This window comes from Methanobacterium sp. SMA-27, from assembly GCF_000744455.1.
Lineage (GTDB): Archaea > Methanobacteriota > Methanobacteria > Methanobacteriales > Methanobacteriaceae > Methanobacterium_B.
Window position 1 is genome coordinate 1601432 of sequence record NZ_JQLY01000001.1, and the last position, 16061, is coordinate 1617492.

At 31.4% G+C, this 16061-nt stretch carries 17 protein-coding genes; 13 read left to right on the forward strand and 4 right to left on the reverse strand.

Annotation, left to right across the window (positions count from 1 at the left end):
• Positions 1-303 precede the first annotated feature (303 nt).
• From DL91_RS12940 to DL91_RS07910, 3 genes are all read left to right on the forward strand, one after another.
• Positions 304-669 (forward strand): hypothetical protein, encoded by a 366-nt coding sequence (locus DL91_RS12940; protein WP_052374325.1) that lies wholly within the window; start codon positions 304-306, stop codon positions 667-669.
• The gene (locus tag DL91_RS12945; RefSeq protein ID WP_052374327.1) at positions 650-877 is read left to right on the forward strand and encodes an alpha/beta hydrolase; all 228 of its coding nucleotides are present in this window, start codon (positions 650-652) and stop codon (positions 875-877) included. Before DL91_RS12940 ends, DL91_RS12945 begins: the two co-directional genes overlap by 20 nt.
• A 73-nt stretch (positions 878-950) precedes the next feature.
• Positions 951-1286, forward strand: coding sequence for a hypothetical protein (locus DL91_RS07910; protein ID WP_048190982.1), 336 nt, complete (start codon positions 951-953; stop codon positions 1284-1286).
• Positions 1287-1439: 153 nt separating this feature from the next.
• Here the strand turns inward: DL91_RS07910 and DL91_RS12950 are convergent, their stop codons facing one another.
• Positions 1440-2765, reverse strand: a complete 1326-nt coding sequence (locus tag DL91_RS12950) for a type II CAAX prenyl endopeptidase Rce1 family protein (RefSeq protein WP_052374329.1) — start codon at positions 2763-2765, stop codon at positions 1440-1442.
• 190 nt (positions 2766-2955) lie between these two features.
• Here DL91_RS12950 and DL91_RS07920 point away from each other — a divergent pair, with 190 nt between their 5' ends.
• The 6 genes from DL91_RS07920 (at position 2956) to DL91_RS07945 (ending at position 9326) form a co-directional block, all read left to right on the forward strand.
• Entirely contained in the window at positions 2956-4170 is a 1215-nt protein-coding gene (locus DL91_RS07920) for a GDP-mannose 4,6-dehydratase (protein ID WP_048190983.1), read from the forward strand.
• 167 nt (positions 4171-4337) lie between these two features.
• On the forward strand, positions 4338-5612 hold the full coding sequence (locus DL91_RS07925; RefSeq protein WP_081882647.1) for a glycosyltransferase: 1275 nt from the start codon (positions 4338-4340) through the stop codon (positions 5610-5612).
• A 98-nt stretch (positions 5613-5710) separates the two neighbouring features.
• Entirely contained in the window at positions 5711-6610 is a 900-nt protein-coding gene (locus tag DL91_RS07930) for a DUF166 domain-containing protein (RefSeq protein WP_197050628.1), read from the forward strand.
• Between the two features lie 42 nt (positions 6611-6652).
• Positions 6653-7423 (forward strand): precorrin-4 C(11)-methyltransferase, encoded by a 771-nt coding sequence (gene cobM, locus DL91_RS07935; protein ID WP_048190984.1) that lies wholly within the window; start codon positions 6653-6655, stop codon positions 7421-7423.
• 73 nt (positions 7424-7496) lie between these two features.
• Positions 7497-8309, forward strand: a complete 813-nt coding sequence (locus DL91_RS07940; protein WP_048192644.1) for a hypothetical protein — start codon at positions 7497-7499, stop codon at positions 8307-8309.
• A gap of 702 nt (positions 8310-9011) precedes the next feature.
• A complete protein-coding gene (locus tag DL91_RS07945; protein ID WP_052374331.1) occupies positions 9012-9326 on the forward strand; it encodes a hypothetical protein in 315 nt (104 codons plus the stop codon).
• Positions 9327-9332: 6 nt separating this feature from the next.
• On the opposite strand, the gene DL91_RS07950 is transcribed toward DL91_RS07945, so the two are convergent.
• A complete protein-coding gene (locus DL91_RS07950; RefSeq protein WP_048190986.1) occupies positions 9333-9695 on the reverse strand; it encodes a hypothetical protein in 363 nt (120 codons plus the stop codon).
• Between the two features lie 356 nt (positions 9696-10051).
• Between DL91_RS07950 and DL91_RS07955 the strand changes: the two genes are divergently transcribed.
• Complete coding sequence (locus DL91_RS07955; RefSeq protein ID WP_048190987.1) at positions 10052-10813, forward strand: ParA family protein; 762 nt, start codon at positions 10052-10054, stop codon at positions 10811-10813.
• Positions 10813-11139: a hypothetical protein gene (locus DL91_RS07960; protein WP_048190988.1), complete on the forward strand. Its 327-nt coding sequence runs from the start codon at positions 10813-10815 to the stop codon at positions 11137-11139. The genes DL91_RS07955 and DL91_RS07960 overlap by 1 nt, the downstream gene beginning before the upstream one ends.
• Before the next feature lie 384 nt (positions 11140-11523).
• Here the strand turns inward: DL91_RS07960 and DL91_RS07965 are convergent, their stop codons facing one another.
• Complete coding sequence (locus tag DL91_RS07965; RefSeq protein ID WP_048190989.1) at positions 11524-12546, reverse strand: adenylosuccinate synthetase; 1023 nt, start codon at positions 12544-12546, stop codon at positions 11524-11526.
• 238 nt (positions 12547-12784) lie between these two features.
• Complete coding sequence (locus DL91_RS07970; protein WP_048190990.1) at positions 12785-14125, reverse strand: ATP-binding protein; 1341 nt, start codon at positions 14123-14125, stop codon at positions 12785-12787.
• 466 nt (positions 14126-14591) lie between these two features.
• Between DL91_RS07970 and DL91_RS07975 the strand changes: the two genes are divergently transcribed.
• Complete coding sequence (locus DL91_RS07975) at positions 14592-15341, forward strand: ZIP family metal transporter (protein WP_048190991.1); 750 nt, start codon at positions 14592-14594, stop codon at positions 15339-15341.
• A gap of 167 nt (positions 15342-15508) precedes the next feature.
• Positions 15509-16015, forward strand: a complete 507-nt coding sequence (locus DL91_RS07980; RefSeq protein WP_048190992.1) for a MarR family winged helix-turn-helix transcriptional regulator — start codon at positions 15509-15511, stop codon at positions 16013-16015.
• Positions 16016-16061 lie beyond the last annotated feature (46 nt).

Sequence of the window (16061 nt, forward strand, 5' to 3'; positions counted from 1 at the left end):
AGAATATAAAGGTGATCTTTAGTTAGGGAGTTATAATATTGTGTCTTATGAAATTAATATCAAAGAAAGAATTATATAAAAGATAAAATCGTATTATAATGATTATCCATGGTCTTTGGATAATACCATTGTGCTTGGAATATTTTAAGGAACGATTTGAAGGTTTAGGATATAATGTATTGACACCTGCATGGCCAGGTTCATGAAGGTGATGTTGAAGATATTCGTAGAAATGCCCAAGCAAAAATAACTAATCTTGGTTTAGAAGACATTATTCAACATTACGAAAAAATTATCCATGAAATGGGATGGCCTGCAATTCTTAATGGTCATTTGTTTGGTGGTTTGATTGTACAAATACTCCTTGACAATGGATATGGATCTGCTGGGGTAGGTATGGATTCTGCGGCTCCTAAAGGAGTGCATAAATTAACCTATGCTGAGCTAAAATCTGCATTTCCAGTATTATCTCGCCCAGGAAACAGACACAAGGCAGTTGGCTTAACTTTTGAAGAGTTCCATCATACATTTGCAAATAATATGTCAGGAAAAGATGCAAAAAAAGTTTATAACCGATATGCAATACCTGATACGGGTAAAGTTGTTTTTGAAAGTGTTTTCGATGACTTTACAAGTCATGCCCTTATAAATGTCAACTACAAAAAATAGCAAAAGAAGTCCGCTTTTGTTTATTGCGGGTAGTGATGATCATATAGTACCCGCAGCTGTAAGTAAATCAAACTATGGTAAATACAAAGATTCCACAGCTGTAACTGATTTTCACGAGTTCGAAGGTCGTTCATATTTGATCATGTTAGAAAAGGGCTGGGAAGAAGTAGTAGATTATATTGAACAATGGATAACAAAGATATTATAAATAATATCAATTAAATTTTTTTTAGAAAAATACTTCAGATATTCTTTTAATTCAAAATTTTGGAGGGCAATATATGACAGAAATTACCGATGAATATATGAAACAACTGCTTACAAAATCAAAAAATTACACCATTGTAATTTTAAGGAAAACTGAAAAAATTAATGAACCTGGGAATGATCAAATCAAATATGAACATGGCAAAAGGAATTTCCAACTTAGAAAAAATGGAATTATTTCAATTATTTGTAGAATAAAGGATGAAAGTAATATAAGTGGAATAGCGATTTTTAATAGCAATCCAGATGAAGTGAAGAAAATCATGGATGAAGATCCAGGAGTTACCGCAGGAATATTTACATATGAAATTCATCTCAGTAGCAGCTTCGTAGGTGACAAACTTCCATGATTAGAATATAAATATAATATATCAACAAGGGAATTTAGAAATATAACGGATATTTAATAAAATGGATTAAAAACAATCCATTTATCTTATTAAATAGAATTATTTCGATATAGTTATAAATCCTTTTTTTTAGATTAAGTTTTTTATTTTTAATTAAAGGAAATGGAAAAGTACAGGTGCATAAAATGGCACTATTAAAAAGAGGAATGTATTAGATATTCCGTGTGAGAGAGTTACTCCTATTATACTTCTTGTTTTTTGGAATGCATAACCATAGAACAGTGCTACAGAGAATACAAATATAAGATCGTAAAAAGAGTTCCATCCGATGTGGAGAGCTGTAAATAATAAAGCAGTATATAAAAGCCCTAATACGGTACCATAAACATTTTCAGCATTTTTTTGAATAATCCCTCTGAATAAAAGTTCCTCTGCTAATCCTGTTGAGATGATCAATATGACCGATGCAATAATCAAATTTACAGGATTTAATGTAGAAATTAATGGTTTAGGTTGAAGTATCAAATATTCAATGGTCCCCAAAAATATACCGGTTAAAGCTATTAATAGCTGTATCTTTTTATTACCCCAAATTAACCCTACATGTTTTCTTGTAAGTCCTTGACTCCTCATAATAGTATATGAAGCAGCAAATAGAGGTACTGCAATTACAGGGAACCAATATAATGCAGGCACTTGCATTAATGGTATAGAAAGACCAATAATCCTTATCATTGGCAATACCATCATGGATCTAAGTAGAATAGAATAGTTATGGGAAACATTAAATGATGAATTTATCAGAAGTGCGAAAAGTATAACAGTTTCCAAAACAAGTCCAAGTTCCTTATTCAAAAAAGTGACACATAACTCTGCAATGATTAATCCAATTAAATATGTAACAGCAAGTATTTTCTCGTTTCTTGTTGTTTTAACTTTAGAACGTTTGCTAGAAATTTCATGGATCAGTTTGTTGATATGTTTTACCCTGTCGTGTTCACCTATCTTTTCAAAAATTGTAGCTGAACTTTCATATTCTATTATTGCATCTTCCCATGCATCTTGTGATTCATAGGTTCCACCAACAAGTGATTGTACAACTGCTTTCCTTTCCTGTTCCTTTTTATTATCAAATTTGTTGATAGCATCTAAATAATATCCTCTTGCTTCAACAAATTTTCCTAACTTTTCTTGTATTAATCCAATTCCAGTTAGAGCATATCCTTCACCACTTTTATCTTCAGCTTGTTGATATGCTTTCAAAGATTTTTCATAGTAATCTTGTCCATTTTTGTAGTCTTCACTTTCAATGTAGATGTTGCCCATTTCAAGAAGTATATCTGCTTCAGTTTTTTTATCATCTTCATTTTTAAGATAATCCAATGCCTTATTATAGTACTTTAATGCCTCTTCAAAAGCACCAAGTTTATGAAACTTTGATCCTCTTTCTAAAAATTCTTGTACATTCTTCCGATCCATGTTTTATAACCTTGAAGAGTTTATTAAATATAATTGTGAATTAACTAGCATTTAATTTACAATTAGGGAGTTATAAATTTATCCAATAACATTACTTGTACCCTCTTTAATATACAGTTTTGTTGAGTTTATTTCATAAGTATATAATTACAGAGATAAAATAAAGATATAGGAAATGGAGATTATAAAAATGAGTTGGAATGATAAAAATGTTTTAATCACAGGTGCCAATGGTTTTGTTGGGTCATATCTGGCAGAGGAACTTCTAAAAAATGGATCTAATGTTTATGGATTGATACAAAGAGGAACAGGAGATTTGTATTCTACAAATCTGACAGATCATGGTTTAGAAAACGATCTTAAACTTATTGAAGGTGATTTAACCGATATAACTTCTCTTGCCAATGCATTAGATGAATCAGAACCAGATTATGTTTTTCATTTGGCTGCACAATCTTTTGTTCCTGCTTCATTCAAGAATCCTTTGGCAACACAAATGATAAATGGTATAGGAACTGCAAATCTTTTAGATGCAATCAGAATTAAAGAATATAATCCAAAAACAATTTTTGCAGGTTCAAGTGAAGAATATGGCATGATAATAACATCACAAGAACAGTATGAACAGGTGAAATCACAATACAAGAATATTTTTCCCGAACCTGAAGAAATTCCCGAACTACCTATAAAAGAAACCAATCCCCTTAGACCTATGTCACCCTATGCAACTTCAAAGGTTTATGGTGATTTTCTAATGAGAAATTATTTTAATTCATTTGGATTGAACACTATTGTTTCCAGGGCTTTTAACCATGAAGGTGCTGGAAGGGGAGTTATGTTTGTAACATCTGTAATCACGGATCAGGTAGCAAAACTTAAATCTGGACAAATAGATCGGATTAAAATAGGAAATCTAAACTCATTTAAAGACTGGTCACATGTAAAAGACATTATTATGGGTTATATGAAACTAGCTTTAAATGGTAAATCTGGAGATGTTTATAATCAAGGAGCTATGAGAACCAATTCTGTATTGAGTTACATACTACTCAGTTTAGAACAAGCAGGTTATACTATTAATAGGATAGAAACATTCAAAGGTGAAAAAAAAGTATCAAACCCTACAGAAATAGATGCTAATCCAATCTTTGGTGTTAAATTCGATAAAACACTTGTTGATCGAAAGATGCTAGAAGAGGATCTTGAATATTCAATTACAGATAAAGGAATTAATGTATGGACAGACCAGGGAAAAATTGTTGTAGAATTTAATCCAAACAGATTCAGACCAGCAGAGGTTCCAATAATGCTAGCCGACACAAGGAAGATTCAAAAAATTGGCGCTAAAACAAATTATTCCATAAAGGATATCATAAATGATCAGCTAAATTATTTAAATAAATAGTCTAATATTATCCATACAAATAAATTCCAAAACATTAAAATAACTGTTATATATAAGCAAAAATCAATTAATATTATTATAATATTTAAGGAAAAACTTGGGATTAATTTCATTTATAAATTTATTGTTAAACTCTGTAAAAATTCATCTTTAGAGGAGAATAATCAATGTACAAGAATAAAATTTTAGTTGTAGATGAGAATAGATTAGATGCAATTAAAATTAAAGAAAAACTTGAAAAATTAGGTTATAAAATATTAACAGCTACAACCGGTAAAGAAGGAATAAAGATTGCAATTGAAAATAATCCTGAAATTATTCTTGTAGATTTACAGCTAACAGGAAAAATGAGTGGAATAGAAGCTGTAAAAAAAATTCATACATACCACAATATTCCTGTTATCTATATGACAGATTATTGGGATGAAGAGATATTAGAAAAGGTTAAATTAACTAATCCCTATGGTTTTATTGTAAAACCCTTAAAAATAAGCGAAGTCAATGCCAATATCCAAATGGCAATTTACAAACATCAATCTGACAGTAACAAAAGAGAATTTTCAGAACGTATTACAGCAATAATACCTGCTTACAACGAACAAGTAACAATTGGAAGTGTTGTTTTAAAAACCAAGATGTATGTCAACAGGGTAATTGTTGTAGATGATGGAAGTACTGATAAAACAGTGGAAATAGCTGTTCTTGCTGGTGCAGAAATTATAAGACATAAAACCAATATGGGTAAAGGAAAGGCTCTTAAAACAGGTTTTGAAGTTTCAAAAGGTGCACAAATAATTGTGACATTGGATGCTGATGGTCAACATAGTTCATCAGATATACCGAAACTTGTAAAGCCCATAATTGATGGAGAAGCCGATATTGTTAATGGAAGTAGATATATTGATGGTGATGATAAAAATACTCCATCTTATAGGAGAGTTGGTCAAACTGTTTTGGATAAGGCAACAAACTTCAATGCAAAAACCCATATAACAGATAGTCAAAGTGGGCTCAGGGCATTTGCATCTTATACAATTCCTGCATTTAAATTCAGAGAAACAGGTTATGGTATTGAAAGTGAGATGATAATAGAAGCTTCAAATGCTGGATTTAAAATCGTAGAAGTTCCAATAGGAGTACGGTACGATGTTGATGGTTCTAAAATGAATCCTTTAAGCCATGGTATTGGTGTATTGGTTAAAGTTCTTCAGGATATAGAATTCAATAGACCCCTTTATTATTTCACAATACCTGGAGTTATTATGATAGCAGTAGGTTTAATATCCGGTTTAATATTCTTTGGATCTTATCTCGATCATAGAAGTAGTAGTCTTGCACCAACAATATTAGCAGCATTGTTAACAATAGCTGGAACATTTATAGCATTTACCGGAATAATACTACATTCAATTAGCAGAATGATTGAAAGAGTCTTAGACTAATAGATTTTATATTCTTAATAACACTTTTTTTTAAATAAAAGAGGAAAATAATATTTATTATACCCTGGTATGTAAAAACAATTTAAAAAAGGAAAAAAATGAATATAAAAATATTTATACTAAGTTCTGGTGATTATGGTTCCAGAATAATTAATAACATTGCAAATAGAGGATTTGCATCAGCCATAGTGGGTTTACATGAATTTCCAGAAGATCTTCCAGAATTTATTGATGATTTTAATAATTACATACCTAAAGATCTACCCGAATGTGATCTTATACTCTCACTAGGACTTAAAGGTGATATAAATATGATATTAGCAGAAATAGCTTCTAAAACCGGGGCTAAATCTGCTATAATAGAGATACATAATCCTGTCCAATTACCTTCCGGACTTCAAAGAGAGATAGAAGCCTCTTCAAATGGATTAAAGATAGTTTTTGCCAAACCTTTCTGTTCCCTAAAACCAGTGGGAGATAAAATAATAGATGAATTCGTAAAATATTTTGGAAAACCCGAAATTGAAATTGAGGGAGAAAGGTTTGTAAAAAAAATAAATGTTATTAGAGGAGCTCCATGTGGTTCTACATGGTATGTGGCTGAAAGGCTTGAAGGTATCCCCTTGGAAGATGTAGAATTAGAATCCGGAAACAAAATCCATAACTATCCATGTATAGCTTCCATGGCCACAGATTCTGTTATTGGTGATACAATATTACATCTTGCAGGCTATAAAATCAAGGAAGCTGTTAAGGAAAGTTTGGGATTTGCAACCAAATCAGCTGTTGTTGATGAGTCATCATGTAATGGTGGTGAAGATTGTGAATATCTCTGTATTGAGGTTTGTCCTAATATTAAAATTGGAGACAATACCATTAAAGTGAATGATAACAGTAAAGCTGTTATTAACTCTGCATCTTGTGGCTGTTGTGAAATATGTATCAGAATATGTCCTTACGGTGCAATTGAAATAATTGAAGAAAGAATGGAATTATAGAAACATTTTACAGATAGTAATTATAAAAAAATGGTGATTTAAATGGATGGAAAGGTTATTTTCATTGGCGGAGGTCCAGGTGACCCTGAACTCCTTACATTAAAAGCTTATAATGTAATTAAAAAAGCTGATGTTATTATATACGCAGGATCCCTTGTTAATAGAGATGTTTTAAACTGTGCAAAAAATGATAGTATCATAAAAAATAGTGCATCAATGAACCTTGATGAGATATTGGATCTAATGAAGAAAAGTGTTAAAAATGGTAAATTAGTTGCTCGTGTTCATACAGGGGATCCAGCCATTTATGGTGCTATAGGTGAACAAATAGAAGGTTTGAAAGAGAGGAAAATATCTTTTGAAATTATTCCCGGAGTAAGTTCATTTTTTGCGGCTGCAGCAGCTCTTGAAACTGAATTAACACTACCGGAAGTGTCTCAAACAGTAATAATAACACGTCCTGAGGGAAGAACTCCAAAACCCTCGTCTGAAGCTATTTCAAAACTATCTGAACACAATGCAACTATGTGCATATTTCTAGGAGTGCAGATGATTGAAAATGTGGTTGATGATCTTTTAACACATTACAAATCCGAGACTCCTGTGGCAGTTGTACAAAAGGCATCATGGCCAGATGAAAAAATTGTTAGGGGTACATTAAGTAACATATCTGAAAGGGTAAAAAGCTCTGGAATCACTAAGACATCTATGATAATTGTTGGTGATGTATTAAATACTGAATGCATAAAACCGTCAAAACTCTATGATAAAGAATTTACACACGAGTATAGAATAGGTGATAAAAAAATTTAATCAATTCATTTTTAATTTAATGTGGAGAATTTATATTTAATAATATATTAATAAATACTGGTTGATAAAAAAAATGGGAAAAAAATTAATTGTCAGTATACTAATTGTAATAGCTATTTTGTTAGTTAGTATTTACTATTCATATAGTATAGTTTCTAACGGCCCTATAAACCCATTAGGCAGACTTTCCTTTGTTAAAATTGAAAATCCCGATATGTACCCTGGACATCCACACTCCGAACTATTAGCAAATTATGCAGCTGAAAGAAATTCCCAATGCGCGATTGTAATACATTTTGCTGGAAGTTCTAACTATCGAAGCTATGAACAAACAGTAAACAATACAACTTCCAACCAAAGTTCAGTGTATATTATTGAAGCATCATACATCGACACTAAAGGAAAGGGTTCAGCAAATCTGAGTCAAATTGATTTTTTAGACTCTTTTAAAGTTGCTTTATTTGGCGTTCCCGATAATAGATATAGATACGTGTCTGATGGAAATGTATACAATAGCTACGATGAATTGCTGGCCCATATCAATACACTTGCACAGGAACATGGACAAAAAGGCCCTATTCCCATGGTATGGCATGGAACTGTAAGAACAGATAATCCTATCATTGATCCCGGATGTGGATTTCCATTATATTTCCAAATATTAACCAAAACCTATGGAATAATCCCAGCATATGTGTATATGGTCTACGGACTAATTTTTCCATATCTTAACAACCCATACAAAGATTATGAGTTATCAAATGCTTCAGAATTACAGAAACTTTACAATCAAAACGCAACCAACTTTGTTAAAAACAATGGTACTTCAAATACTGACAAATATATTTTAAACAATTATAGTGACAACATGAGTAACTATGATTAATTATTGTGAAGATAATTAAATCAATTTTTATTTGTTACCTAGTTAATACATATTGTAAGGGGACTTATTCTTTATTAAAGACCATAATAGGAGATTTTCAACATATTCATAAAAATAATTACAAATGTTTAAATCCAAAAACCATATTCTAATCATTTAACTGTAATTAGGTCCCTCCTCCCCAAGTGAACCATAACTTACCATCAATAATCCCATAATAAATGCAGTAATAGTTTATAAAAGGTAGTATTTATATAATCAGAACTGTTTAATAAGAGCATACTTCGATTTATGACAAGTTTAATTATTGTGATATCCTCATAATTAATTGATTAAGTTCATTTTCAAAGACTTCAATTTCATAGAATGGAAATGTTAAAGACTGTATAATATGCATAAACATAAATTAATCATTCTGATCCGGTTTAATTTTACTATATATGAAACCAAAATAATACTTGATACAGAGTGGATCACACCATCCAAACTCTATGACAAGGAGTTAACACATGAATACCGGAAGGGTCAATTAAATTAGAATTAGTTTATTAAATTGCTGTTTATTGATAATCTTCCTTCAGTATTGAAGAAGTTTTTATCTAGTCTAAATATGATACAGACTTTTTTTTCTTTTATTTCGTATAGTTTTTTTATTGGTTAATTCATTAAGAAGCAAATTACAAAATTTGGAGAAGCTGTACTATGGCAAAAGTTGATTACAACTTGGATAACATGTTAAAGTGTATTTGTTGTAAGTGTAAAGTTCAAACTAGAAGTATTTGTGCTAAGAACAAAACTAAAAAGATTCAAAAAATAGAATCAAAGGAACTGGAAGCAATACCCCTCTTTGAGCCTAAAGAGTTTCCATGGCTTTATTGTGCCACAGGTAAAGCAATATGTGAAGATCTAAATTTTGATGAAGAATGTAAATGTAAGGACTGCAATGTGTGGCAGGAAAATAAACTAGACCTTACATATCCATTAGAATTTTATTGCAAAGATGGGAAACCCGAATAAAAGAAATTATGGGTTTGAGCTTCTTATTTTCGATGATTCTTTAGAATCTATTAATTCATTGTAATCCAATGTTTCATTGTAGTTCATTATTTCATTGTAGAAATCTTGGAATCTTTTTATATTAAGGTCCATGAGATCGTAAAAATTAGGAGAATAAAAATTTTTAGAATATTTGATTTTTAAGTCAATTCGAACTGAAGGAGGTATAGCATTAACCCTTAACGCCATTAGAAATTCACTATCATCTTCTGTTTTATATTTTCGTATTTCTTCGGATTGTTCTGTATTAATTCCATCTATTTCTTCATCAATGAAGTATATGAAAATTGTATTTTGATCAATTATCTCTTTTGATATAGTTTTTAACATGTTATCACGATACCTATTTTCACCCTAATACATCTTATTACATATTAATATGACATAATAAATAAATTTTTCGATCAAACCAAGAAATGGTTAATTAGTAAAAAGTAATTAGTAAAAAGTAATTAGTAAAAAGTAATTAGTAATTAATTTTTAGTTTCTAGTAAACATTTAATAAAGACCGTCCATCAGGATGGTTTTAAACATCTCATAATTAATCTCTTAATGTAATCTAATAGATATCATATAATAAATAGAGATGGTTGGTTTAAAATTTAATATATTAAAAACTAATAATTAAAAAGTAAAAAGTTTTTATTTGTAAAACTGAAATTAAGTAGTACCGGAGTGAATTTAAAATGACTGAAGTTATAGGAATAATTAATCAAAAGGGTGGAGTGGCCAAAACCACAACAGCAATAAATTTAACAGCAACATTAACCCGGAAAGGAAAAAAAGTTTTATTGGTGGATTTGGATCCACAAGCCAATGCAACAACAGGTCTTGGAATAGATAAAACTAACTTAAATTATTCAATACGCGATGTATTGTTGGATGAATGTGAAATTGAAGAAGCAATAATACCCACAGACTATGAAAATTTAGATATATTACCTAGCAATTTATCTCTGAGCAAGGTAGAGAAACAGTTAGCAGGAGAAACAGCACCAGAATATATACTCCGACGATATTTGGAAAGGATTAATGAAAATTATGATATGATCATAATTGATTCACCCCCTACACTCGGAAGACTTGCATATAACGTTTTAGTTGCAAGTGACAGTGTAATAATACCTGTACAAACAGAATATTATGCAATGGAAGGAGTTGTAGACTTATTAGATGCAATCAAAGAAGTTGAAGATAAACTTTACAGCGAAACAGAAATCAAAGGTGTGTTGTTAACCATGCATGATAAAAGGGAAAAACTCACCAAAGAGGTTGCATATCTTGTTAAAGAATTTTTTAACGATAAAATGTTTAAAACAATCATCCCCAGAAATGCACCTGTAAAAAGAAGTGCTGCCGATGGAATACCCTGTGTAATAAAATATCCAGACAGTACCGGTGCTATAGCTTATGTTAAATTTACAGAAGAATTTTTGGAGAGATCATAATGAATGGAAAAAAAGTCATTTCAAGATCGCCACTACAAGAAAGAGCGGAAAGAGAATCTAAACCCACTAAAACTAAAAATCAACAAGGTGAAATTGATGAAATCATCATAAAAAAAGTTTTTAAGAAGATCGATAATAAACCTCGTTTAGCTTTTTGGGATCATGAATCTGCAGTAGTATTACATTACCTAAAAGAAACACTACCTAATTTTAGTATGAGTGCTGAAACGGCACGCTTAATGAGAAAAGCCATTAAAGAGGAACATCCAGATATTTGGCGTGCTGTTACAAACAAACTAAGAGAAAAAAAATTAGGAACAAAATAGGACAAATATTAAGTATTTAGTTTCTAGTTTTTACTAAAAACTTTTTATTAAAAATTAAGTATAATATTAAAATTAGATCATCCAAAATAAGATGATTTAATCGAAAAAATTATTCCCTGTTTTATTCAGTTTATAATCTTGAGAAATGTATTTCACATCTTCCTTTTAATTTTTAGTATGTTAAGGATAGTTTGACTGTTAGTTATAAAATATATATCTAATGTGGCACCCTTGTTAAATATACAACCGCTTGATATGATATTTCAGGATCTCCATACATTTGTACACCTAACATATCAGATACCACACCAATAAAGCAATGGATAATATAAAAACTAAAATGAATCTCAAAATAAAACAGTGCAAATAAAAAAAAGGAATTAATTAAAGAAGTTCTTCCCTTAGATCTATAGTATCTACAAGATCTGGCCCTGTTGATATTATGGTTACAGGAACTCCTGTTTCTCCTTCGATTTCTGCAACAAAGTTTTTAACATCTTGTGAGAGCTGTGAATAATCTTTAACACGTTCACATTTTGGGAATATTCTATCAACGCATGTAAGTGCAATCTGTGTTGCTCCATTTATCATACATGATTCCTTTGCAAGATCCATATCAAACATACCAACACGTCTTCTTCGACCTGTGACTGTACCGTACTCTTCTATATCTAATGATTCTGCTTCTTTTTGTGTTATTTCTGTTTTGAACGGCCCTTCACCCACACGTGTTATGTATGATTTGAATACTACAATTACTTCATCAACCCTTGTTGGTCCAATACCAACATCTGCTGCAAATGTGCTTGCTGTTGTATCTTTACTTGTAACGTATGGGTATGTACCGTAGTAGAGTGATAATCCGAATCCCTGTGAACCCTCTATGAAAACCTCTTTACCTTCGTCGAGTGCTTCATTAACTTCTGTTGGAACATCTGCTGTATAACCTTTCATTTCAGGTATATCGCCTGCGAGTTTAGCAACCCTCATGACTCTGTCTGAATTTGCAGGTCCACATCCGCTTCCAGTACTTCCTATTTTCTTTGAAAGATAGTCTGATGCCCTATCTTGTTCCTTGTGCTTTGGTTCTATTATTGCAGATCTGAAGTCTGCAAAAGTTCTTTCTTTTACATTGTATTTATTAAGATAGTTGAGTTCATAGTGGAATACTTCAGGATCCACAAGTACTCCTGCCCCAATAAGAAGTCTAGCACCGGTGTGCACAAATCCTGATGGGATCATTCTTAATCCATATTTCTCGCCATTAAATTCAACAGAGTGGCCTGCATTTGGCCCTACACCCGCTCTTGCTATGATATCTGGTTTATCGTTGAAACAGAGGTAGGTAATGCATTTACCTTTACCTTCATCCCCCCATCCTCCTCCAACTAATACGTTACATGTCATTTGAACTCTCCTTAAAGCTAATTCCTAACCTCTTTAATATTGTAAACTGCTTAATAAAAACCTTTCCATCGAGTGAAAAATTCTAAAAAATCCAAATCAAATTAGTTTAATTTACAATAAAACTATATAAACCTCATCAATCCAGATTTAGCGAGAAATATTGCCCAAAAAATATTATAAACATTAATAAATTTGTCAATATTTGAATATACCAGTTTTAGAGGTTAATTTTTTTGATTTAAACTTTTTTGTTAATTATTCTTTCATATAGTTCGGGTGTGTATTTTCGCTGGAGTGCAATTAAAATATGTTCATCCAAAGCTTCTTCAAGAACATCTAATGTGATTTTATCTTTATTATTTCTTATCCTTACAGCCTGTGCAATTTGTGCTATATCCCTAGCGTGAGCATAAGTTGGTTTTAACTGTTCCCCACCCTCTGAAATAGGAATATATACCTTTTTGAATCTATTAAGTATTGAATCATCATATTCTTCATTAAGTAGATCTAAGTTTCTTTTGAAAACCTCCAATATTTCTTCAGGGGTTGGTGGTCCTAAAAGAATGTGCATTGGTGCACGTCTAAGATGGGCTTCATCTACAATATTAATATCCAGATTGGTGGATAGAACTGGGATAAACTGTGTGTGAACAATTACAGGAGCACCTTTTATGTAGATAACATCTCTCTTATTTTCTAAAGGAACAATGAGCCTGTTTAGTATTATATTGTGATCCTCCTTCTGTCTTCCAAGATCATCTAAAAGTAAAACTCCACCATTGGCTTTTATTATTGGAGATGTTTCATACACTCCTTTATTAGGATTAAATAATGTTTCAAGCTTTTCACTTGTGAGTTCAGAGCCAGTGAAAACAAATGGGGCAGAAACTTTAACCCAACGAGGATCTTCAGGTTGTTCTGGACTTTTATGGTGAAAATCAGGGTCATATAATTGTATAACACTTCCACTGAATTCTATGTATTTGGGCATTAAAATTGGTGGAAGCATCTGGGACATCTTACTTGTTATGAATGTTTTACCTGTTCCAGGAGGCCCGTAAATAAAGAACCCTTTACCCCCTATGGAAGATGCTATCAATGTTTTCTTTGCCTTTTCAACACCAACAATTTCCTTCATGGCATTTTTAATTACACTTTCAGGGATTTTTAAGGGAAATCTGCCCTTTACCTGAGCACTCATTATTGTGAAATATTCATCATAAGCAACTGGTGCAATTCCAATATAAGGGTTTTCTTGCATAATTTGCAAGGCCTTCTCACGACCCTGTTGTTTTATTGTAAATTCAACACTTGGAAAAAGAAACCCACCACCTGTTTGTGCACACATATCATCTTTTTCAAGTTTACGAAGAACTGCTTCAAGAATATCAGTATGAAGGCCGGTAATTTCATGTATCTGATTCACCTTTATGACACCATAAGTAGATAATATCTTTAAAACCAGATTTTTAATGAATCCTACAGAAATATCAATATTATCAAGAGATTTAGGCTCTTCTAACAACTGAAACATTTTTTGCATTTGCACATCATGGTAATAATCCCCTAAATTGTCCATATTCCCTCCCCCATACAATATAATAATTTATTCAGATTATTTTTATTGAAATAAAATAAAGTTTTCAGAATTTATATCTATAAATTAAAAAATTTTCATTCACTGCTTACTTATTTAATATATATTTAATATTGAATATTTTTTACCCAACAAGTTATTTTATCTTAAGGTTGAATACTCGACATTTACACTTAAATTCACAGTGTATAAATAATTCCATTGATAAGATGTGAATATTTTCACAAATTAGCTTGATAACAATAAAATTTTGTTAACAGCCTATGATTAATTATTCCTCAATTCATTACTGGCCTATGAATGTCTAAAATTATTTATAAATACTTAAATAGTCGGTTTATTTATAAATGGTATTGAGGTTAATTCGAATATGCTTAAATTTCCTAATTTATGTGGGAATTTGAATAATGTTAATAAAATTATTTATTGTATTTATTAGGAGAATTCTATGTTTTCAACAATGGTTCAAGCAGGTTTATGGGGATTTATTGGTGGTCTTGCCCTTTTAATTGGAGCTGTAGCAGGTTATTACGTTAAAATTAGAAAACGAATCATTGGAAGTATAATGGCATTTGGAGCAGGTGTTCTAATAGCTGCTGCATGTTTCGAACTTCTTGAACAAGCATTTGAATGGGGTAGTTATGATTCAACAATCTTAGGATTTGTTTCAGGTGTAGTTATCTTCACATTTGTTGATCTTTACCTTTCCCGTACCGGTGCAAAGCACAGGAAAACTGCTGATAAATCTGTTGTAGGAGATTATGATGAAAATGGACCTGCAATTGCTGCGGGAGCATTACTTGATGGTATTCCTGAATCAGTTGCAATTGGTCTTACCATGATATCTGGCGGTGCCGTTGGTATTGCAACTGTTGTTGCTGTGTTTATCTCAAATATTCCAGAGGGACTTTCAAGTTCTGTTGGAATGAAGTCTATGGGATGGAGTAAAAAGACCATATTTGGTTTGTGGTTTTTAATAGCAATAATAACTGGGCTGTCTTCATTGGCGGGTTATAGTGTTTTTAGCCAATTCCCTCCAGATGTTAATGCAGCTACTTTGGCTCTTGCAGCTGGTGCTCTTTTGACCATGATAGCAGATACTATGATTCCAGAAGCATTCAGAGATACTCATGAGTTTACAGGTTTAATGATGGCATTTGGTTTTTTAATAGCATTTGTGTTGTCTAAATTGGTATAATTCTGTTTGTTTTTTTTGAAATTCTTTTTTTCAAATACAAATGTTTATATATTAAGATAAGTTATTAGGTAATATATTACCTATGTGATTTTAGAGTAAAAAATCTTGTTTGAATTGTTTTGCCTCAAAGTTTCACAAACAATGATAATAGAAAGGTGACCTAGTAAATGAAAAATTCAGATGAAATTATAGCAGAAATGAATATTGAGGAAAGACTCGATATGGAAAAATATATACTAGTAATCTTATTCCTTATACAGCAACGATGGAGTTATACAATCAATAAAGACTTTCAAAAAGACAATATTACCACCAAACAATGGCTGATGCTCATTGTAATTGGAACAGCATTTAACCACGAACCATCCATGCAGGAAGTTGCAGATGCACTTAGCACCACACATCAAAATGTCAAACAATTAGCCACTCGCCTTGAAACAACTGGTTTTCTTAAAATTGAGAGGGACCCTAAAAACAAACGCATATTAAGATTAAAAGTAACAGAGAAATCCGCTGAATACTGGCAAACAAGAGCGTCAGAACATGCCAAATCAATAGCAGAATACTTCAAAACACTAGAAGACATTGAAGTAGCATCGCTATTTAAGATCATGAACAAACTCGAAAAACTATCATTAACAATGTATGAAGATGCAAAAAATGTAAACAAGTAAGAAAATACTAATTTAAAGATTAAATAATCTAGATAATTGGGGGAAA

Excerpts from the sequence above, each read along its gene's own strand:
- DL91_RS12945 (WP_052374327.1), top strand. The coding sequence starts at position 650 with ATGTCAACTACAAAAAATAGCAAAAGAAGTCCGCTTTTGTTTATTGCG.
- DL91_RS07975 (WP_048190991.1), top strand. The coding sequence starts at position 14,592 with ATGTTTTCAACAATGGTTCAAGCAGGTTTATGGGGATTTATTGGTGGT.
- DL91_RS12950 (WP_052374329.1), bottom strand. The coding sequence starts at position 2,765 with ATGGATCGGAAGAATGTACAAGAATTTTTAGAAAGAGGATCAAAGTTT.
- DL91_RS07970 (WP_048190990.1), bottom strand. The coding sequence starts at position 14,125 with ATGGACAATTTAGGGGATTATTACCATGATGTGCAAATGCAAAAAATG.
- DL91_RS07955 (WP_048190987.1), top strand. The coding sequence starts at position 10,052 with ATGACTGAAGTTATAGGAATAATTAATCAAAAGGGTGGAGTGGCCAAA.
- DL91_RS07910 (WP_048190982.1), top strand. The coding sequence starts at position 951 with ATGACAGAAATTACCGATGAATATATGAAACAACTGCTTACAAAATCA.
- DL91_RS07980 (WP_048190992.1), top strand. The coding sequence starts at position 15,509 with ATGAAAAATTCAGATGAAATTATAGCAGAAATGAATATTGAGGAAAGA.
- DL91_RS07950 (WP_048190986.1), bottom strand. The coding sequence starts at position 9,695 with ATGTTAAAAACTATATCAAAAGAGATAATTGATCAAAATACAATTTTC.
- DL91_RS07920 (WP_048190983.1), top strand. The coding sequence starts at position 2,956 with ATGAGTTGGAATGATAAAAATGTTTTAATCACAGGTGCCAATGGTTTT.
- DL91_RS07940 (WP_048192644.1), top strand. The coding sequence starts at position 7,497 with ATGGGAAAAAAATTAATTGTCAGTATACTAATTGTAATAGCTATTTTG.
- DL91_RS07960 (WP_048190988.1), top strand. The coding sequence starts at position 10,813 with ATGAATGGAAAAAAAGTCATTTCAAGATCGCCACTACAAGAAAGAGCG.
- DL91_RS07930 (WP_197050628.1), top strand. The coding sequence starts at position 5,711 with ATGAATATAAAAATATTTATACTAAGTTCTGGTGATTATGGTTCCAGA.
- cobM (WP_048190984.1), top strand. The coding sequence starts at position 6,653 with ATGGATGGAAAGGTTATTTTCATTGGCGGAGGTCCAGGTGACCCTGAA.
- DL91_RS07925 (WP_081882647.1), top strand. The coding sequence starts at position 4,338 with ATGTACAAGAATAAAATTTTAGTTGTAGATGAGAATAGATTAGATGCA.
- DL91_RS12940 (WP_052374325.1), top strand. The coding sequence starts at position 304 with ATGGGATGGCCTGCAATTCTTAATGGTCATTTGTTTGGTGGTTTGATT.
- DL91_RS07965 (WP_048190989.1), bottom strand. The coding sequence starts at position 12,546 with ATGACATGTAACGTATTAGTTGGAGGAGGATGGGGGGATGAAGGTAAA.
- DL91_RS07945 (WP_052374331.1), top strand. The coding sequence starts at position 9,012 with ATGGCAAAAGTTGATTACAACTTGGATAACATGTTAAAGTGTATTTGT.